This window comes from Labrenzia sp. CP4, assembly GCF_001579905.1.
Lineage (GTDB): Bacteria > Pseudomonadota > Alphaproteobacteria > Rhizobiales > Stappiaceae > Roseibium > Roseibium algicola.
The window spans coordinates 3,830,030-3,848,152 of record NZ_CP011927.1 but is presented as its reverse complement, the minus strand read 5'-3'; the positions used below and the strand labels follow the sequence as shown (position 1 = coordinate 3,848,152).

The 18,123-nt window shown below is 57.1% G+C and carries 17 protein-coding genes and 1 tRNA gene; 11 read left to right on the top strand and 7 right to left on the bottom strand.

Annotated features, from left to right (window positions below):
- Window positions 1-2: 2 nt before the first annotated feature.
- Window positions 3-1,028, top strand: a complete 1,026-nt coding sequence (tdh, locus tag ACP90_RS17670; RefSeq protein WP_208993601.1) for an L-threonine 3-dehydrogenase — start codon at window positions 3-5, stop codon at window positions 1,026-1,028.
- A 124-nt stretch (window positions 1,029-1,152) separates the two neighbouring features.
- Here tdh and ACP90_RS17665 read toward each other — a convergent pair whose 3' ends face one another.
- Window positions 1,153-1,356 carry a YgaP-like transmembrane domain gene (locus ACP90_RS17665; protein WP_031270681.1) on the bottom strand — a complete coding sequence of 68 codons (204 nt, stop codon included), beginning with the start codon at window positions 1,354-1,356 and terminating at the stop codon, window positions 1,153-1,155.
- Between the two features lie 253 nt (window positions 1,357-1,609).
- On the opposite strand from ACP90_RS17665, the gene ACP90_RS17660 reads away from it, so the two are divergent.
- Together ACP90_RS17660 and ACP90_RS17655 are read left to right on the top strand one after the other, a co-directional pair.
- Window positions 1,610-2,674, top strand: a complete 1,065-nt coding sequence (locus tag ACP90_RS17660; RefSeq protein ID WP_062489102.1) for an NUDIX domain-containing protein — start codon at window positions 1,610-1,612, stop codon at window positions 2,672-2,674.
- 56 nt (window positions 2,675-2,730) lie between these two features.
- Entirely contained in the window at window positions 2,731-4,137 is a 1,407-nt protein-coding gene (locus ACP90_RS17655; protein ID WP_062489101.1) for a nicotinate phosphoribosyltransferase, read from the top strand.
- A 65-nt stretch (window positions 4,138-4,202) separates the two neighbouring features.
- Here the strand turns inward: ACP90_RS17655 and ACP90_RS17650 are convergent, their stop codons facing one another.
- Window positions 4,203-5,420 (bottom strand): crosslink repair DNA glycosylase YcaQ family protein, encoded by a 1,218-nt coding sequence (locus tag ACP90_RS17650; protein ID WP_062489100.1) that lies wholly within the window; start codon window positions 5,418-5,420, stop codon window positions 4,203-4,205.
- Between the two features lie 212 nt (window positions 5,421-5,632).
- Here ACP90_RS17650 and ACP90_RS17645 point away from each other — a divergent pair, with 212 nt between their 5' ends.
- Together ACP90_RS17645 and ACP90_RS17640 are read left to right on the top strand one after the other, a co-directional pair.
- A complete protein-coding gene (locus ACP90_RS17645) occupies window positions 5,633-6,439 on the top strand; it encodes a transporter substrate-binding domain-containing protein (protein WP_023003880.1) in 807 nt (268 codons plus the stop codon).
- A gap of 37 nt (window positions 6,440-6,476) precedes the next feature.
- Window positions 6,477-7,244 carry a sulfite exporter TauE/SafE family protein gene (locus ACP90_RS17640; RefSeq protein WP_062489099.1) on the top strand — a complete coding sequence of 256 codons (768 nt, stop codon included), beginning with the start codon at window positions 6,477-6,479 and terminating at the stop codon, window positions 7,242-7,244.
- Window positions 7,245-7,508: 264 nt separating this feature from the next.
- Here the strand turns inward: ACP90_RS17640 and ACP90_RS17635 are convergent, their stop codons facing one another.
- Complete coding sequence (locus ACP90_RS17635; RefSeq protein ID WP_208993359.1) at window positions 7,509-8,477, bottom strand: GlxA family transcriptional regulator; 969 nt, start codon at window positions 8,475-8,477, stop codon at window positions 7,509-7,511.
- Between the two features lie 183 nt (window positions 8,478-8,660).
- The gene (locus tag ACP90_RS17630; RefSeq protein WP_062489098.1) at window positions 8,661-9,506 is read right to left on the bottom strand and encodes a LysR family transcriptional regulator; all 846 of its coding nucleotides are present in this window, start codon (window positions 9,504-9,506) and stop codon (window positions 8,661-8,663) included.
- A 106-nt stretch (window positions 9,507-9,612) separates the two neighbouring features.
- Between ACP90_RS17630 and ACP90_RS17625 the strand changes: the two genes are divergently transcribed.
- The 6 genes from ACP90_RS17625 (at window position 9,613) to ACP90_RS17600 (ending at window position 15,233) form a co-directional block, all read left to right on the top strand.
- Window positions 9,613-10,053, top strand: a complete 441-nt coding sequence (locus tag ACP90_RS17625) for a hypothetical protein (protein ID WP_082809772.1) — start codon at window positions 9,613-9,615, stop codon at window positions 10,051-10,053.
- Window positions 10,054-10,266: 213 nt separating this feature from the next.
- Window positions 10,267-11,079, top strand: a complete 813-nt coding sequence (locus tag ACP90_RS17620) for a ferredoxin--NADP reductase (RefSeq protein WP_023003885.1) — start codon at window positions 10,267-10,269, stop codon at window positions 11,077-11,079.
- Window positions 11,080-11,323: 244 nt separating this feature from the next.
- The gene (locus tag ACP90_RS17615) at window positions 11,324-12,187 is read left to right on the top strand and encodes an N-acetylneuraminate synthase family protein (RefSeq protein ID WP_023003886.1); all 864 of its coding nucleotides are present in this window, start codon (window positions 11,324-11,326) and stop codon (window positions 12,185-12,187) included.
- Between the two features lie 64 nt (window positions 12,188-12,251).
- Window positions 12,252-13,001 carry a class I SAM-dependent methyltransferase gene (locus ACP90_RS17610; RefSeq protein WP_062489097.1) on the top strand — a complete coding sequence of 250 codons (750 nt, stop codon included), beginning with the start codon at window positions 12,252-12,254 and terminating at the stop codon, window positions 12,999-13,001.
- A gap of 31 nt (window positions 13,002-13,032) precedes the next feature.
- Complete coding sequence (locus tag ACP90_RS17605; RefSeq protein WP_055653552.1) at window positions 13,033-14,214, top strand: acylneuraminate cytidylyltransferase; 1,182 nt, start codon at window positions 13,033-13,035, stop codon at window positions 14,212-14,214.
- A 116-nt stretch (window positions 14,215-14,330) separates the two neighbouring features.
- On the top strand, window positions 14,331-15,233 hold the full coding sequence (locus ACP90_RS17600) for a class I SAM-dependent methyltransferase (protein WP_062489096.1): 903 nt from the start codon (window positions 14,331-14,333) through the stop codon (window positions 15,231-15,233).
- A gap of 72 nt (window positions 15,234-15,305) precedes the next feature.
- On the opposite strand, the gene ACP90_RS17595 is transcribed toward ACP90_RS17600, so the two are convergent.
- From ACP90_RS17595 to ACP90_RS17585, 3 genes are all read right to left on the bottom strand, one after another.
- The gene (locus ACP90_RS17595) at window positions 15,306-17,162 is read right to left on the bottom strand and encodes a tetratricopeptide repeat protein (RefSeq protein ID WP_062489095.1); all 1,857 of its coding nucleotides are present in this window, start codon (window positions 17,160-17,162) and stop codon (window positions 15,306-15,308) included.
- Window positions 17,163-17,286: 124 nt separating this feature from the next.
- Window positions 17,287-17,721, bottom strand: a complete 435-nt coding sequence (locus ACP90_RS17590) for a hypothetical protein (protein ID WP_145915792.1) — start codon at window positions 17,719-17,721, stop codon at window positions 17,287-17,289.
- A 243-nt stretch (window positions 17,722-17,964) separates the two neighbouring features.
- Window positions 17,965-18,039 (bottom strand) — tRNA-Val (locus ACP90_RS17585).
- Window positions 18,040-18,123 lie beyond the last annotated feature (84 nt).

Sequence of the window (18,123 nt, the reverse complement as noted above, 5' to 3'; positions counted from 1 at the left end):
AAATGAAGGCGCTGTCCAAGTCCGAACCGAAGGAGGGCCTCTGGATGACCCGCGCGCCGGTGCCGGAAATCGGTCCGGACGACGTTCTGATCAAGATCCATAAAACCGGCATTTGCGGCACGGATATTCACATCTGGAACTGGGACGACTGGGCGTCGAAGACCGTGCCGGTGCCGATGATCACCGGTCACGAATTCGCCGGCGAAATTGTCGAACTCGGCAAGAACGTCACCGACCTTGAAATCGGACAGCGATGCTCAGGCGAGGGGCACCTGATCGGACGGCACTCACGCCAGTCTCGCGCGGGCAAGTTTCATCTGGATCCGGAAACCCGCGGCATAGGCGTCAACGAGCAGGGTGCCTTTGCAGAATATCTGCGCTTGCCGGCTTTCAATGTTGTGCCTTTGCCGGACGAGATCGACGATGAGATCGGCGCCATTCTCGACCCGCTCGGCAATGCGGTTCATACCGCACTCAGTTTCGATCTGGTTGGAGAGGATGTTCTGATCACCGGAGCCGGTCCGATCGGCATCATGGCCGCTGCTGTTGCCCGTCATGTCGGGGCGCGCAATGTCGTTATCACCGATATCAATCAGGCGCGTCTCGACCTTGCAACGAAGGTGGCCGACGTGGTGCCGGTCAATGTCGCCCGGGAAGATCTGAAAGGCATCGAGAAGAAACTCGGCATGAAGGAAGGCTTCGACGTCGGCCTGGAAATGTCCGGCAGTCAGGTAGCACTCGATCAGATGGTCGAGAACCTCGTGATGGGCGGGCGGATTGCACTGCTTGGTATCCCGCCCGGAAAGTCGCCCGTCGACTGGTCACGCATCGTGTTCAAGGCCATCACGATCAAGGGCGTTTACGGCCGGGAAATTTTCGAGACCTGGTACAAGATGATTGCCATGCTGCAGAACGGTCTGGACGTGCGCAATGTCATCACGCACCGGTTTGGTGTCGATGATTTCGAAAAAGGTTTTGCTGCCATGAAGTCAGGTGAAGCCGGCAAGGTAGTTCTCAGCTGGACCTGAGCCGGCTGAATGGCGAAGGGAACTTCAGCAGCTACATCAATAATCAAGTGACGCAAGATCGCTCTCGATCAGGTCGAAGGCGATCTTTTCGCACGCGTTTCTTTTCTGGCGGCGTTGCACCTTTTCAGGCAAAGCCGGATTTCTGCGGCAAACCCAGCTTTTTCAGGACCATCACCACCGGGCAAAGTCCGGTAAAGGATGCCTGGACGAGATGGGCGCCGAGAATTCCGGTGAGCCAAAGCCAGTTGAGATTGACGTAGACAGCCAGCAATACCGACGCAAGTATCAGCAGGCCGACCACGAGAAGAATGGCGCGTTCGACGGTCATCGTATTCTCCCAAGTTTCATTCATTCGAAACAGAGAAATTATGCGCCCATTTTACCGCGTTGAACAGGTCCTTGGTTCCGGCGTGACATATCGCCAGGCAGGGATCTCACCGGCGGTATCGCGGTAATTTCCGGATCGACAAGAGAATAATACTCATTTTGAGCATTATTCTCTTGCTAATGCTCAAAATGAGTATTAGATGAGATGCAGCCGAGGAGTTCGGCTGCATTCCAAAAATTCGAGGGAGGCTCGAATGTCCAAATTTCACTACGGTGTTTTTGTCGGCCGCTTTCAGCCGTTGCATGCTGGCCATGAGGCCGTCATCAGATCTGCGCTGGAACAAGTCGATACGCTGATCGTACTGATCGGGTCTTCCGGTCAGGCGCGCACCCCGCGAAATCCCTTCACTTGCGCCGAACGCGAAGAAATGTTCGCAAAGGTGTTCAAGCACGAGCTGACCACCGGCCGTCTGATCCTGAAGCCTGTTTCGGATCATCCCTATTCGGATGCTGCCTGGTGCGCCGAGGTTCAGCGGGCCGTCAATGAAACCGTGCTTGCCGATTACAACAAGGGCGGTGTCGTTCTGCATGGTTTGCAGGATATCGAGATCGCGCTTGCTGGCTATGGCAAGGACCGCACGAGCTACTATCTCAAGCTGTTTCCCGAATGGGGCAATGTGCAGTTGGCCAGCCAATACGGCACCTTCTCGTCGACAGACGTGCGCAGGCAGTTGTTCCAGCGCATCCCGGTCATATCGCGGTCGGTTCTGTCGGCCGGCGTGGTGGAGTGGCTGGAAGCCTTCGCTCTGACGGAGACCTTTCGTGCACTTCTGGAAGAGACCGAGTACCTGGATGCCTATCCCGGGCAATGGGGAAGGGGACCGTTCGTGACGGTGGATGCCGTCGTCATCCAGTCCGGAAACATTCTTCTGGTCGAGCGCGGCCAGGCTCCCGGCAAGGGATTGCTGGCTCTGCCCGGCGGGTTCCTTGATCCCAGCGAAAGCATCAAGGATGCCGCAATCCGCGAGTTGAAGGAAGAAACCGCCATCAGCGACCACAAGGGAGAAATTCCCCCGGCGATGTTGGCGTCTTTTATAGACGGAACCAAGACAAGGGTCTTCGACCATCCTGACCGGTCGTTGCGTGGCCGCATCATCACCCACGCGTTTCTGTTTCGTCTGCCTGAACGGCGCGAACTGTTTTCAGTCACGGGTGGTGACGATGCCAGGTCAGCCAATTGGCATCGCCTTGGCGACCTGAAGTCCGAGCAGTTCTTCGAAGATCACTGGTCCATCATCCAGCTGATGGCGGACCTGTAACAGCGCCTGCGGGGGAGGCCCGCAGACAATCGCATCTGTCACGTGAGGAGTTCACAATGACAAACCCACTTCTGGCGACCGACAGCTACAAGCAGTCGCACTTCAAGCAATATCCGCCCGAGGCCCGCAGGATCTCGGCCTATCTGGAAGCAAGGCCCAATCCGTTTTCGGATAGCGTCCTGTTCTTCGGGCTGCAATCCTACCTCAAGGATGTCCTCCTGAAGCCGATCACGGCAACGGACATCGAAGCGGCAGCACGCATCTGTGCGGCCCATGGCGTTCCGTTCAACCGGGAAGGCTGGGAACAGATCCTGACGGATCACGGCGGTCTGTTTCCGCTGGAGATCAAGGCTCTGCCGGAAGGAACGCTGGCACCGAGCGGTGTGCCCTTGGTGCAGGTGGAAAACACCGACGAGCGCATGCCCTGGCTGACCACCTGGGTTGAAACCGCCTTGTTGCGGTCGGTCTGGTATCCGTCGACGGTTGCGACACTCTCCTTCAAATGCAAGGAGATCCTGTATCGCGGTCTTCTGGAAACCTCTGAGGATCCAGCCGGACAGATCCCTTTCAAGCTGCATGATTTCGGCGCGCGCGGGGTTTCCTCTGCCGAAAGCGCCGCACTTGGCGGCATGGCCCATCTGGTCAATTTCTCGGGCACCGACACCATGGAAGCTCTGGAAGCGGCCATGGCCTGGTACGGCGCGGATGTGGCGGGTTTTTCGATCCCGGCAGCTGAACACTCGACTATGACGAGTTGGGGCCGTGAGCGGGAAGTCGACGCGTACCGGAACATGCTGGTGCAGTTTGGCCGTCCTAATGCTCTGGTGGCGGTCGTTTCAGACAGCTACGATCTCGGCAATGCTGTCGAGAACCTGTGGTGCGGCCGGTTGAAGGACGAGGTGCTGAAATCGGGGGCAACGGTCGTCATCCGCCCGGATTCCGGCGACCCTGTCGAAATGCCGTTGAAGGTTATGGAAACCCTTTGGCAGCACTACGGCGGCTCGGAAAACAGCAAGGGTGCGCGCGTTTTGCACCCGTCGGTTCGCGTCATTCAGGGTGACGGCATGAAGCTCGACACCATCAGGCAACTGGTGGAAGAACTGGTGCGTCGCAATTGGTCGGTCGACAACATCGCCGTAGGAATGGGCGGGGGACTGTTGCAGCAGGTCAACCGGGACACGATGCGCTTTGCCATGAAGGCAAATGCGATGAAAACCGCTGACGGTACCTGGCGCGATGTCTCCAAGAACCCGGCGACCGATCCCGGCAAGGCCTCCAAGGCCGGTCGTCAGGCGACGGTCCTGGAAAACGGAGTGCTGAGCGCGGTTCGTCTCGAAGCGGTTGGCGGCAGAACCGATCAGTTGCAGACGGTCTATCGCAATGGCGTGCTGGTGAAGGACTGGACTTTCGAAGAGGTACGCGCTCTGGCCCGAAAGCACCTGTTGGAAAGGGTGGCGAGCTGACCACATGATTGACCCATGGTGTTGGCCGGATGACCGGCCAGCACTGGAAACAACGGTGCGGACGGCTAAAGGGCCGTCCGTTGCCAATCCGGTTCGTAGGTGATGTCGGAAACGCCGGCAAAGCGGGCGGTGCGTTCCAGCTCCGCCTGTAGTTTGGCCTCCCGGCCCTTTGAGGCTCTGATGCCTTGTTCCGGCCAGTAGGCCCGCACATGAAGCCTGTTCTCGCTCCTGAGTGCCTTCATGTCGATGCGGCCGATCAAACGGTCACCTTCCAGGACAGGGAAGACGTAGTAGCCGTATTGGCGCTTCGGTTCAGGAACGAAGATCTCGATCCGGTAGTAGAATCCGAACAGGCGCTCGGCCCTTTTGCGGTCGCGAAGTGCAGGATCGAACGGCGACAGGATCCGCACCCGCGAAGGCGGTTCTGGAAGCTCGGAAAGCGTATCCAGCGTTTCCGGATAGGCGAACACCTTCCGCCGGGATCCATCGACACACTCAACTTCAATTTCGGTAATCGTGCCCGCAGCCTTTGCTGCCGTACACCAGTCCTTGGCTTCCTGTGGCGTGATCAGGTCCCAGAAAGCAGCGATCTCGCCGGAGGTCGCAAAGCCCAGCCTGTCGAGCGCGGAGCGGGCTGCCCAATCTGTCGTTTCTTCAAAGTCATGAACAGCATTGAGATGTTGCGCCGGAATGACCCGTTCCGTCAGGTCGTAGACTTTCTGAAATCCGTTCCGGCCGGTTACCGACAATTCGCCGGTGCGCCACAGGAACTCGAGTGCTGCCTTTGAGGGGTGCCATTCCCACCAGCCGCCATTGCTGCGTTGCTCGTCTTCTCCGACAGATGCCGACGTGACCGGACCATGGTCGCTGATCCTGTTCAGAATCTCGTCGAATTTCCGTTCGAACTCGTTCTGGTGCCAGTTGCGCCACCTGTTGATGAGGTTTTCCTTGTCTCGGCTGAAGCGCAGGCGCCAATGCCGGAAAAACTCTGTCGGTATGACCGACGCATCGTGCGTCCAATGCTCGAACAGATGCCGGTCACGCTCGGCAAGAAGCTTGAGGTTCTTTTCCTTGTAGGCTGGTCGCCGGGCAGCCAGGATCATGTGGTGCGCGCGGGCGACAGTGTTGATGCTGTCGAGCTGCACGAAGCCGATCTGGTCTATGACCGCAGCAAGATCATCGCCTTTTCCGGTTCCTTTGGGGGCGGATGCAAGGCCGTGTCTTTCGAGGAAGAGGTGCCGAGCGATACGATTCGGCAGCCGGGGCAGGGGGGAGGCACTCATGCGGCAAGGCTAGCATCTTCCAGGTTTCAAAGAAAATGACCGCAGTGATCTTATTGTAATTTTTTGCAAGAGCGACAGATGCCGTTTTCAAAATGAAACCGCAAATACAACGCATGCACACGTAGAACGTGTTTTTTTGATTGACCGATTAGTCAAAAGAAGTTTCACTGATTTGTCTGACTTCATTCATGGCTTTGTTTGAGCGGTATAAAATGAGTGTTTTCAATCATTTGAGAAAGAGAATACTGGTTTCGGGTCTTGCTTGCCTGGCTTTGACGCTGTCCTCTGCTGCCCGTGCCGACACGAATGATTGTTCCTCCGTCAAGTTGAATGGTTCCAGTGTCTGGTACCCGATTTCCATGCGCCAGGAAGCCGATGTCGGCCTCAACGGTGTGTTTCCTGACCTCGCAATTGAAATCTTTTCAGCATTGGATTTGCCTTTGGTCATGGGGCCGGATCTACCGTGGAAACGGCTTTTGACATTACTTGAGCATGGGCAGATCGACGTTCTGGCGGGGGCCTATCTGACTGACGAAAGGCTCGCCAAGTTCGGCGTCAGTCTGCCGGTCATGCGCGAAGATGTCGGTGTCTTTGTCCGCACCAGCCTGGATATCCGCCCTGCATCGCTTGAAGACCTTGCGGGACTGAGGGGCGTTGCACCGTTCGGGGCATCGTTTGGCGAAGAATTCGAGACCTATGCGGCTGCCAAACTGTCCATCGATCGGCAACCCTTCGACGACTTCAAGACCAACATGTACCTGCTGGCAGAGGATAAGGCCGACTATCTGGTCATTGCCCGCCGGGACGGCGAGATGATGATCCAGGAAGCCGGGGTCGAAGGGAAGGTCGAAGTCCTGCCGTGGTCTGCGGCTGTCAACACGGTTCATTTCCTGTTCTCCCGCGCGACACCGTGTATAAGAATGCTGGAGTCCTTTGATGAGGAACTGCAGCGTCGCCGTGAATCCGGTGAGCTGAACAAGCTGATCGAAGGCTACACTCTGCCCACGGGCGACGGATAGAAGAAGCAAGAGACCCCATGCAGCAACAGGTGAAGGCGTGACGGATTTAGGCGCAGCCGGTCCGGGACTGATACTGATTGCCGTGCTGGTGTTTCTGAGCGCAGGGTTCATCAAGGGGCTTGTGGGCTTTGGATTGCCGACAATCGGGCTTGGCCTGATGACTGTGTTTGTCGGTGTCGAAAAGGCGATGGTCCTTATCCTCTGGCCGGCATTTCTGACCAACCTCTGGCAAAGCCTGTCCGGTGGTTACCTGCGCGTTCTTTTGCCCCGTCTCTGGCCGTTTCTGGTGTCAGCCGTGGTGATGCTCGCCGCCGGAACCTTCATCCTCACCCAGTTGCCGGAAGGTGCCGCCGATCTGCTTCTGGGGATACTGATGGTTTCCTACGCGGTGCCGATGCTTGCAGGGCTGGTGCTGCATATTCCGGAAAACCGGGTCGTCCCGGTTGGAGTGGTCGTCGGGCTGGTCAACGGTGTCCTTTCGGGACTGACGGGGTCCTACACGGTGCCCGGTGTCATGTATCTGCAGGCGCTGGGGCTCACGCGAGACGAACTTATCCAGGCAATGGGTCTCTTGTTCCTGCTGTCGACGACGGCGCTCGGTATTTCACTTGGCGGTTTCGGACTGATGGGAGGCCAGGAAGCCGTGGCCTCTGCTGCGCTGGTCGTACCGGCCCTGACCGGCGTCTGGTTTGGACAGCGCGCACGCAAGAAAGTGTCGGAGGCCGGTTTCCGCCGGCTCGTGCTGGCAGCCATCCTCGCCCTTGGCCTTTACCTCATTCCACTGGGTCTCTGGCGGCTGCTCTAGCTTTTCCGGCAGAAGTCTCGGCGGGAAATTGTGGCGCTTGGGAGCGCAGCCAAGGACTTGCGTTTCCAACGTCATTCCGGCCAAGCGAAGCGCGAGCCGGGACAGAGACAACGTTGTGTTCGCTGTCTTCTTCGGCTTGTTTCGCCAGATCTCGGCACACCGATCACGGATCTTCGCTACGCTACGTCCTGGTTGACCATGGCGGGCTACAAAAAAACGCCGCGAAGACCGCGGCGTTCGAGGACTGGTTTTTCAGGCCGCGTCTTACTTGGCGATCAGCCGCATGGGGGTGGCGGTGCCGACCCCGGATGTCGTCTTGGTGTTGGCCCACTGGTAGGACTGACGTTCCTCCGTCGGTGTGCACAAGAAGCGCTCGCGGTAGCATTTGGTGAAATGCGAGGTGGAGGCAAAGCCGCAGGCCAAAGCGACATCTAGCACCGGGCGGCTGGTCCGGCGCAACAGGTCGCGCGCGGTTTCAAGGCGCAGGCGCAAGTAGTACTGGCCGGGCGTGCAGTTGAAATGACGCCGGAACAGGCGCTCCAGCTGGCGCGGCGACAGGTTGACCGTCATCGCAAGTTGCTGGCAGCTCAGCGGGTCTTCGATATGCAAATCCATGATCCGGATCGCGTCGAGGATCTTGGCATTCGAAATGCCGGTCCGGGCCTCGATGTCATGGCGCTGCGCAGATTCGCCGGAGCGCATGTTCTGGTAGAGCGCGACTTCGGCAACTTCATGGGCAAGATAGGCACCATGCTGGATCGCAATCAGGCGCAGCATCATGTCGAGCGACGCCATGCCGCCGGCACAGGTGATACAGTTGCGGTCGATCGCAAAGATATCGGACGTCACTTCGACATCCGGAAATTCTTCCCGCAGGGATCTCAGGTTTTCCCAATGGATGGTGCAGCGGCGACCGTCGAGAAGATGATACCGGGCAAGCAGATAGGCACCGGTGCAGATGGCGCCAAAGGTGCGGCCCATTGCGTTCAGACGGCGCAGCTTGTTGCCGAGTTCCGTGTCCAGCGGCAGGCGCTCGACATCGATGCCGGTGCACAAAAGTGTAATGTCGGCATCGTGCAGGTCGCGAATAGATTTTTTGACCGCGACTTCGCAGCCGTTGCTCGCCGTGACGGGATTCCCGTCAAGCGAATAAGTTGTCCATTGGTAGTACTCTCTTCCCAAAAGGCGATTTGCTATTCTGACAGGTTCGATAACGCTGGCGAAAGCGTTCATGGAAAATCGCTCCATGAGCACGAATGCTATCTTCTGGCCTGATTCATCGTGCGCGCGTCCGGACATTTACTGTGCCTCTGTGGAAGGTATTATTGCCATTTGTCTTTGGCTTTCAGCAAGTTTTGCAGTTTGTATTTATCTGTCAAATAAAAAACGCTTACAGACCTGATATTCTCGTAAATGTCACAAACGAATTGGCAACGTTGCCCAGCCCGTCATCCAGGTGCGGAACATTTCATCGGCAAATGCTGTCTTTTTCACCGCGATGCCGACGCTGCGCCGCTCCAGGCCTTCATGGTCGAGCGGAACGCCCGTCAAAGTATCTTTCATCTTCAAATGACCGGCTGGAAGGATGGCAGCGCCAAAGCCTAATCCGGCCAATTCAAGTACCTGCTGATCGTTGACCGCTTCAGCTGAAACGTTCAACGACAGGCCCGCCAGGGCGAATTCAGCCAGCAGGGCATCATAATTCGGGCAATACCTGCGGGAGATCAGGGAAACGGACTGAAGGTCGTTCATGGAAATCCTGTTGCGCCCGGCCAGCGGATGAGACCTTGCAACGGCAAGTACATAAGGCTCGCTGTAGAGTTTCCGGTACTTGTGGCTCCTGGGGGAGCAGGCCTTGTCGACCAGAGAAAGTTCCGCGTCCGCCGCTGCCTGCTCGAAACGCATCTCCAGTGTCGGATAAGTGGTGCGCAGGGCATGGAACGCCCCCTGAAACGCGGGAAGCAGAATATCGGGCGCCGTATAGAGGCTCAGGCGAAGCGGGGGCTCTTTCAGGAAGCGGTTCTCGGCGTCTCCGACAGCCCGCAGGATAGACTGGGCATGGTGATACAAATCGCGACCAGCCGGTGTCGGGCGTAACCCGGTGCGGGAACGGACAAACAGCGACGTTCCAATTGCGTCTTCAAGTTTTTGCAAGGCCTGGGACAAGGACGGTTGAGAAATGCCGTGTCCCGAGGCTGCCGCGCTGATCGTTCCCAATTCGAAGGCGCTGACGAAATAGCGAAGCGGGGTCACTTCAAGCATAGGAGTTACCTATATCAACGATAGAAAGCATAGGAGTATACTGCGAAATAGGTTGAGGGCACAACTCGGGCGGTCAATTGCAACGCCGTACCGAAGGAACTCCCGAATGAATTCCGCAATACCCCTGTCTCCGTCAGAAACCTTTCCGCTGCCTCGAACCGAACCGATCGCCATTCATCGTGTGCTTGATCTGTTTGAAAAAGGGTCACCGGAACTCTTCGGCGAACTGTCGGAACAGCTGGACTTCCGTATCGACCACTACCGCGATGAAACCGACGTTGCCTGGCAGATGGCCTCCGGGCTGGAGGAAATGGCTGGTGTCCTGCAACGCCTTGCACAGGACGTTTTTCCGAAGGGAACACATATTCTGGCTCTCGCCTCCCAGGCATTGGGGCAGGGATGGTTCCTGACCCGTTTCGAGCAAAGGTTCTTCTATCCTGTCAGGAACTGCGAATGCGAAAGCATCACCTATATCCTCAGCCACGAAGACAACGGAAAGCTCGATTTCTTTCGGGAAACCGTGACGACAATTGAAGAAAGACACTGACGTGTAATGCAGGTGGCGTGGCCGTCCGGCATCGCCGGATGGCCTGTCAGGGTAGGCCTGCGAATGCCTGCAGGCCGGAATCTTGAACATTTTTAGAATGATTTTTTTGAACTAAGTGCGTTTAGTGGATCGCAGTTGCTTCAAGTCAAGGCTGGACTAGTGCTACATGAGGCACAATCTAATACGAGCGCTGACATACGGACCAAGATTGACATGAACGTACTTGCCAAACCCGCCGACCTCGAAGCTGCCGCCCCGGCTGGCGCTTTCGTCGAGGAAGTGAAATCCGTCCAGCATTACACGGACCGCCTGTTCCGCTTTCGCATGACACGCCCGGCGAGCTTCCGCTTCCGGTCCGGGGAATTCGTGATGATCGGTCTGATGATCGACGGCAAGCCGCTCTATCGCGCTTATTCCATCGCCAGCCCGGCATGGGACGAAGAGCTCGAGTTCTTCTCCATCAAGGTTCCGGACGGCCCGCTGACGTCTCATCTTCAGAAGATCCAGCCGGGTGATGCAGTGCTGATGAAGAAGAAGCCGACCGGCACGCTGGTGAACGATGCGCTCATCCCCGGCAAGCGCGTCTACATGTTCTCCACCGGAACCGGCATCGCACCGTTTGCGAGCCTGATCCGTGACCCGGACACCTACGAAAAATTCGACCAGGTGATCCTGACCCATACCTGCCGTGAAGTTTCCGAGCTGAAATACGGCGAGGACCTTGTGCAGGAAACCATCAACGATCCGCTGATCGGTGAGTTCGCAAAGGACAAGCTGGTCCATTACACCTCTGTGACCCGGGAAGACTTTCCGCGTCAGGGCCGTATCACCGATCTGATCAAGTCCGGCAAACTGTTTGAAGACCTAGGCGTGCCGCCGCTCGATCCCGCCGTTGACCGCGGCATGATCTGCGGTTCCATGGACATGTTGAAGGACACCAAGGCGCTTCTGGAAGAAGCTGGTCTCACCGAAGGTGCAAACAACAAGCCGGCAGAGTTCGTTGTCGAGCGTGCGTTTGTCGGCTGAGTCGGCAACAGCTTAATCTGTTATTAATGCTTAGATCTTTGGCCGGGGGCGCGTGTTTAACACGTGCCCCCGCGGCTTTATTAATGATCTATTTTGGGTTTTCCAAAGAAAGCAGGGTCGATACACCCTAATATGGGGTTCGCGGGTGGACAGACATTGCCTGCAGTGGCAAGAATCTGTCTTAAAAATGGCAAGTCAGCAGGGCCACTTGAACGCTGCAGGCCAAACATCAAGGTACTGAGCCATGATCTCCGACAGTCGAACCTATGTGATTGCCGAAATCGGTATCAACCATAATGGCGATATCGACCAGGCCCTCGAAATGATCCGCAAGTCGAAGGAGGCCGGGTGCGACGCAGTCAAGTTTCAAAAGCGTACGATCGACGTCGTCTATTCCGCTGAAGAGCTGGCGCGTCCCCGTGAAAACGTCTTCGGCGCAACGAACGGCGATCTGAAGCGCGGCCTGGAATTCGGCAAGGCCGACTACGACCGCATCGACAAGCTGTCGAAGGAACTGGGCATCGACTGGTTTGCCTCTCCTTGGGACGAAGGCTCCGTCGATTTCCTGCTGGACTACGACACGCCCTATATCAAGGTCGCTTCCGCGATGGTGACCGATCGGGATTTCCTGGAGTATTGCGCTCGCAGTGGCCGACCCTTGCTGGTTTCCACCGGCATGAGCGACATGGCAATGGTGAAGAGCTTCGTTGACGTGATCGAGCGCTCCGGCGGCGAGATCGCCTGCCTGTACCACTGCACCTCCACCTATCCGACGCGCGATGACGAGATCAATCTGCTTGGCATTTCGACCCTGAAGGACGCTTTCCCCCATCTGAAGATCGGTTTTTCCGGTCACGAAGAAGGTATCCTGCCAAGCGTCTGTGCCGCCGCTCTTGGGGCGTGTTCCATTGAACGGCATGTCACGCTGGATCGCTCGGACTGGGGGTCCGACCAGAAGGCGTCGCTTGAAATGCCGGAAGTCGCTGAGCTGGTTTCGCAGGTGCGCCGGGTGGAAGTGGTCCGGGGCGACGGGGTTCTGCGCTTCTATGAAGACGAGAAGCCGATCGCGGAAAAGCTTCGCCGGAAAGTCACGCTGCAGGCGGCGTGAGACGATTGAGGTATTGGTGGGCTGACCGGAACCGGTCGGCCCTTTTTTTGTTCAAGAGCCATTTATGTCCATCATTGACCGCTGCCTGAATCTGTACCGGGGGGAGAGCTATTATGTGGCTTATCCAGCCCGGCCGCTCCCGCAGGACTATTGGGAAGCAAAGACGGATCCGGACGGCAAGGTCAGGGACATTGAAGCCGAGCGTGATCAGCGCAAGGAAGATGTTCGCTATATCGCGGACTACGTCAACGCACGGTCGCCGGGACGAGTGCTTGATATCGGCTTCGGCCTTGGCGAATTGCTTGAGCAGCTCACGGGCAAGAACGATTGTTTCGGCCTGGATCCTTCCGAGAAGGCGGTAGAGGTCGCTCGCCAATGGTGTTCGGCCGAGCTTCGGCACGGTGTTCTGGAGAAGGGGACGTTTCCTTCAAGCACGTTCGATGTGGTGACCGCCAACCATGTCATCGAGCATGTCGACGAGCCGATTCCCTTTGTTGAAACCATCTTCGAGATCCTGAAACCGGGTGGTGACTTCATTTGTGGCACGCCGAATTTCGCTTCAGCGGCCGCCCGGGTCTACGGTGATCGTTTCCGGTTGCTGCATGACCCAACTCATGTGAGCCTGTTCTCTGACGATTCTCTTGTCAGGCTGCTGCGTGACACGGGATTCCGCATCGAAATGGTCGAATATCCCTATTTCGGAACGCGTTTTGCCACGCGCGAAACGTTCGACAGCATGGTACGGGCCGACGCGGATGTGTCGCCGGCGTTCTGGGGATCTTTCGTAACCGTGTTCGCGCGCAAACCAGAGTGACTCCAGCTTCCCCGAGGTGGTTGAGCAGAAAATGAAAATAGTAGCGGCCATTCCTGCCAGAGGCGGTTCCGTCGGTCTTCCGGGCAAAAACATCCGGCCCTTGAACGGCATTCCGCTTGTCGGCCGGACCGTGCGTGCTGCACGCGGGTCGCGTTTCGTGTCCGAAGTATTCGTCTCGAGCGATTCAGCGGAAATTCTGACAGTCGGTGAGAAATACGGGGCAAAATCCGTTTTGCGCCCGACCGAACTTTCCGGACCGACCGCGAGCTCGGAATCCGCGTTGATCCATCTTCTGCAGAACGAGCCAAGCCTTGTCAGCGAACCGCCGGACATTCTGGTTTTCCTGCAGTGTACGGCCCCTTTCACGCAGGCACATCATGTCGATCATGTTGTGGAAGCGCTGCTGGCCAAGAACGCGACCAGTGCGATCTCGGTGGTCGATGACCATGGCTTCTACTGGGAAGTCGGCCCCAGCGGCGAAGGCGTCGGTCTCAACCATGATCCGAGCAAACAACGCGTTCGCCGGCAGGATATCTCTGCAAGATACAGGGAAAACGGTGCCGTCTACGCCATGCGTGTTCCCGAATTCCTGGAAGCGGGCAACCGTTACTGCGGAAAGACGATCCTGGTTCCGGTGGATTCGACCTGGATCGAGATCGATACTTCGCAGGACTGGGACATGGCCGAGGCTTTCATCCGGTCAGAACCCTTCACCGGCTTTCTGACCGAGACTGAGACCCAGCCCTTGCGGGCGGTGGTGACCGCCTTTGCCGGTGTGCACACGGACAATACTGTTTTCGTCAATCGAGACGGCACGGAATCGATCGTCTGCAACCGGTATGACGAAATCGGTCTCGACCGTCTGCTTGGCCGCGGCATGATGTTGCTGATGCTGGATCGGGAAGAGGACAGTCTCGCTGTCCAGCGCGCCCGCAAACTTGCCATGGATTACAAGCATCATCTGTTCGACAAGATGGAAACCCTTTCGGACTGGCGCACCAAAAAGGGGCTGGAGTGGTCCGAGATTGCCTATATCGGCGCAGACATTGCGGATCTCGACTGCATGAAGGCTTGCGGTCTGAGTATCGCGCCGCGCAATGCGCCTGCTGAAGTGAAGGCAACGGCAACGGTGGTTCTGGAAAGTGCCGGCGGTGCCGGTGTGCTGAATGAAGTCTCCGAGCTGCTGATTGCACGGGGCATGATTGCCAACTGACAGGACCGTCATCACTCCAGGTGGTGACATGGAAGAATTTGGGTTCTGGGATCGCGATACGTGCAATCTGCAAACGTCTTCGCTCTCCGGGCACCTTGCGACTGAGAAGGTGAAATATGGCCGTAGACCCACTGCAAAAGAACCTTTCGGTGTTCGATACGCTGCAGCAGCTCGGCCTTGCGTCCCTTGAAACCCAGAGTGTTTTTGCACCCCGGACCCGCGACAAGGAGGGTTTGACCGTCTATCGCGACACGGTTTCAGGTGTTGTCTACATCAATGATTACTATGTCGGTAACGAGACCTACGAAGGCGCTGAACACCGCAAGGACGACTTCTACAAGCGCATCGACTGGGACTACGAATACCAGCAGGATCAGTACCGGCGTCTGGATGCCTACAAGCAGTTTTATACGGGCAAGACGGTCACCGAGTTTGGATGTTGGAAGGGGCTTTTCCTGAGAGAGGCAGCCAGTCGTGGTGCCGATGTCACGGGGATCGAGCTGCACAGGGGTTACATCGAGGCGCTGGTTGCCGATGGCTATCGCTGCGTGGACAATCCAAACCAGATCTCTCCGTCAACGCAGGATGCGGTCTTTGCCTTTCATGTGCTGGAGCATCTTCCCGATCCGCTTTCAACCTTGCGAGACTTGCGAGCACTGCTGACGGACACCGGAACACTGATTGTCGAGGTTCCGCATGCTTCCGATTTCCTGCTGTCCAATCTTCAGAACGAAGCTTTCAAGAATTTCACCCTCTGGAGCCAGCACCTTGTTCTCCACACACGCGAAAGCCTGAGGCGCCTGCTTATGGCAGCCGGCTTTGCGGATGTCGTGATTGAAGGGGTGCAGCGGTATCCGCTTTCCAACCATCTCGGCTGGCTTGCCAACGGCAAGCCAGGTGGCCATAAGTCAAGCCTGTCCGCACTGGAAACACCGGAACTCAGGTCGGCTTACGAGGCCGCGCTCCGCAAGATCGACGCGACCGATACGCTTGTTGCCATTGCCAGAAAGGCTCGCTAAGGCGGGGCGGCCAGTTCAACGAATGATCGCACTACTTTGCCGCAAGCTCACTGGCAGCGCCTGCAAAGCTTTCTACAGGCCCAGCCGTTCGTTCCGTTTGCCAGGATAACCGGCTGCCAGTTCTTCACGCATGACCTGAATGACCTGCGGTACCATCTCCACCGTCGGATGCGTCTCGTCGATGTAGATGTACTTCATGCTTGGATACCAGGGAGGATTGGCCTGGCCGAGCAACAGGGCGGGTTCCACCGGGCCGAAGCGCACGCAGGGAACGCCAAGAATGCCCGCCATGTCTGCAACACTGGTATTTGCCGAAACCACAACATCGCAAATGGCGGTCAGGTCGGCGGCCGCCATCAGGTCGTTGAAGAGATCGACGTCCGGGAAATAGGTGAACTTTCCTTCCGAGCGGGCCACCAGGAAGTCGAGCTCCTTTTGCAGGGCCATGTACTGAAGATTGACGTAGATCGCGTCTTCAGCATCAAGGATCGGCGCAAAATCAGGCGCGGACAGGTAATAGCGCGCGCGGTATTTCTCCAGGTTCCTTGAGCGCCAGGAGACGCCGATAATCGGTTTCTTGTCGGCATCCGGCAGCCTGCCGAGATATTCGCGGGCCTTTTCCTGGTTGAATTTGTAGACCGGGTAGGGGGCCTTCTTGAAGCTCTCGAAATCCCGCCGGAAATAGCGCGCAAGATCGACCATGTTGGCCGTTATGTCGTAATCCGCATCCTCCGGGGCCTGGTCGTCCTTTGGCGTGCCGGGCCTGACAAGGATCTCCGGAAACGAATTCTGGAAGAAGGGAACCGACTTCGCCGACACTTCGAGAATGAGCTTTTTCGCTCGCGCCTGGATGTCGAGAAACATCGTGCCGCACTTGAGCGCGTCACCAAGCCCCTGGTCGCCCCACAGCAACACCGTCTTGTCGGAGATATCCTCGCCTTCCCATTCCGGCTTTGGAAACTCCCGCCGTTGGGAGGTTGCTTTCTTGTCTTCAAAGCGGGCCGCGTGAATGTCCCAACCCGTTTCAAGATTGCCCATCGACAGATAGGCAAGCGACAGGTTCCAATCGAGGCCGGAAATCACGCCACCAGGCGCTTCCTCCTTCGCCTTTTGCAGAATGTCGATACTGTCCTGTCCGCGGCCGAGCATGAGGTAGTGAACCCCGAGCGTAACCTTGCAGTGATAGTTGCCCGGTGTGCCTCTGACGGCCTCTTCGGCGTATTTCAAGCCCTCGTGTGCCCTGGAAATCGAGAACAGGACACGGGCCTTTTCGTGGAGCAGGAGCGGGTTGTTCTTGAAGCGCTCCAGGGCCTTGTCGATCGCCTCGAGCGAGGCGTCGAACTGTTTCAGTTCAAGGCGGCAACGGGCCTGTTCGATACAGTTTTCCACGTTGTCCGGTGCAAGCATTTCCGCGCGTTTGAAGAAGGTGAGCGCTTCTTCAAATCGGTTGTTCTTGCGCAGAAGCAGGCCATAGTTCGTGTAGACTTCACCATGGTTCGGATTGGAGACAAGCAGGCTCTTGAAGATCGCTTCCGCTTCTTCAAACTGTTGCAGCCCGGTCAGCGCAATTGCCTTGATGTTGAGTGCCTCGCGCTCTTTCGGGTTGAGCGACAGGGCTTTTTCCGAAACGGCGAGCATGCTTTCCGAATCTGTTCCGATGTCCATCATCGCTCGGGCGAGGTTGGCATAGAACGACGCCTGGTTCGGGTTCTGGGCAATCGCCTTCTGGATGTATTCAACGGCCTTTTTGGGAGATCCCAATTGCCTGTAGGTCACGCCTAGCAGATTGAGCGCATCCGGATTGGTCGGCGCCTTTTTCAATACCAGCTTGTAGCACCGCTGCGCTTTTTCAATCTCTCCGGATTGGTGATAGGACAGCCCCTTGACGAGCTTTTCACGTAAAGGATTTGGAGCGGTTTGCGTGGCCATCTTCTATCTGCTCTTCGGGAATCATTTGAAGAACAATAGCAGGAAGGGGTCTCAAAGGCAGGCCGACAAGCCAAACTGTCCGGATACCTTGGGGATTGAACCTGAATTTCTTGCTCGAAAGAGCTTATTGCCGTCGGAACTGCTGTGACTGGAATTGCTGGCGTTGGTATTGTTGTGGCTGGCCCCGCTGCGGCCGGTAGTCTTCGCGCTGGTATTGCTGGCGCCGATAGTAAGACCTGTTTTGCGGCTGGCCCAGCCGGCGTTGTCTTTCAAGTTGCAAAAGGCGAACTCTTTCTTCGCGCAATTGCTGAACGCGCTGCGCTTCTTCCAGTTCACGCCTTTCCTGTGCCAGTCGTTGTCGCTCGAGTTCCAGAATCAACATCTGCTGCTGCAGAAGCGATTGATTGAGCCGCTGTTGCTCGTCGGTGAGCAGAGGAACTGACGGCAATTGGATGTTCTGCGAGGACTGCGCGCGAGCGACCGTTGCGGGCGCAAGGACCGCAAACAACAGGAAAAGTGCCGCAGCTTTATTGGTCGCGGAGCGAAACATGTCATCCATGCCCAGTGCCGGAGCCGGGGCTTTGCTGGCGGGCAACGCGAAACCGGATCACTTCCGGTACGCCCGATCATCAGGATCCGCTCAACGGAACGGATCTGACCAATATACACGCTCACCTTTTGCAGGGCTGGTTTTCAGGAAAATTTGCCCAGATTTCTGGCAAGAGTTGCAATTGTGGTGAATCGGATCACGGCAAAGTAGTGAAAATTGCGGCAACCGGATCTGGAGGTAATCAAAGGAAAATGGTGGGCGATACTGGGATTGAACCAGTGACCCCTCCCGTGTGAAGGGAGTGCTCTCCCGCTGAGCTAATCGCCCATGCCTTGGCGGCTGGTGGCGCGTATCTAGGGCAAATCAACGGCTTGCGCAACACCCTTTTTCTGGAGCCGACGTCTGTTGCTG

Coding starts and splice junctions, on each gene's coding strand:
- ACP90_RS17600 (WP_062489096.1), top strand. CDS start 14,331: ATGGCCGTAGACCCACTGCAAAAGAACCTTTCGGTGTTCGATACGCTG.
- ACP90_RS17645 (WP_023003880.1), top strand. CDS start 5,633: ATGAGTGTTTTCAATCATTTGAGAAAGAGAATACTGGTTTCGGGTCTT.
- tdh (WP_208993601.1), top strand. CDS start 3: ATGAAGGCGCTGTCCAAGTCCGAACCGAAGGAGGGCCTCTGGATGACC.
- ACP90_RS17615 (WP_023003886.1), top strand. CDS start 11,324: ATGATCTCCGACAGTCGAACCTATGTGATTGCCGAAATCGGTATCAAC.
- ACP90_RS17660 (WP_062489102.1), top strand. CDS start 1,610: ATGTCCAAATTTCACTACGGTGTTTTTGTCGGCCGCTTTCAGCCGTTG.
- ACP90_RS17620 (WP_023003885.1), top strand. CDS start 10,267: ATGAACGTACTTGCCAAACCCGCCGACCTCGAAGCTGCCGCCCCGGCT.
- ACP90_RS17635 (WP_208993359.1), bottom strand. CDS start 8,477: ATGAACGCTTTCGCCAGCGTTATCGAACCTGTCAGAATAGCAAATCGC.
- ACP90_RS17650 (WP_062489100.1), bottom strand. CDS start 5,420: ATGAGTGCCTCCCCCCTGCCCCGGCTGCCGAATCGTATCGCTCGGCAC.
- ACP90_RS17630 (WP_062489098.1), bottom strand. CDS start 9,506: ATGCTTGAAGTGACCCCGCTTCGCTATTTCGTCAGCGCCTTCGAATTG.
- ACP90_RS17610 (WP_062489097.1), top strand. CDS start 12,252: ATGTCCATCATTGACCGCTGCCTGAATCTGTACCGGGGGGAGAGCTAT.
- ACP90_RS17665 (WP_031270681.1), bottom strand. CDS start 1,356: ATGACCGTCGAACGCGCCATTCTTCTCGTGGTCGGCCTGCTGATACTT.
- ACP90_RS17655 (WP_062489101.1), top strand. CDS start 2,731: ATGACAAACCCACTTCTGGCGACCGACAGCTACAAGCAGTCGCACTTC.
- ACP90_RS17605 (WP_055653552.1), top strand. CDS start 13,033: ATGAAAATAGTAGCGGCCATTCCTGCCAGAGGCGGTTCCGTCGGTCTT.
- ACP90_RS17590 (WP_145915792.1), bottom strand. CDS start 17,721: ATGGATGACATGTTTCGCTCCGCGACCAATAAAGCTGCGGCACTTTTC.
- ACP90_RS17625 (WP_082809772.1), top strand. CDS start 9,613: ATGAATTCCGCAATACCCCTGTCTCCGTCAGAAACCTTTCCGCTGCCT.
- ACP90_RS17595 (WP_062489095.1), bottom strand. CDS start 17,162: ATGGCCACGCAAACCGCTCCAAATCCTTTACGTGAAAAGCTCGTCAAG.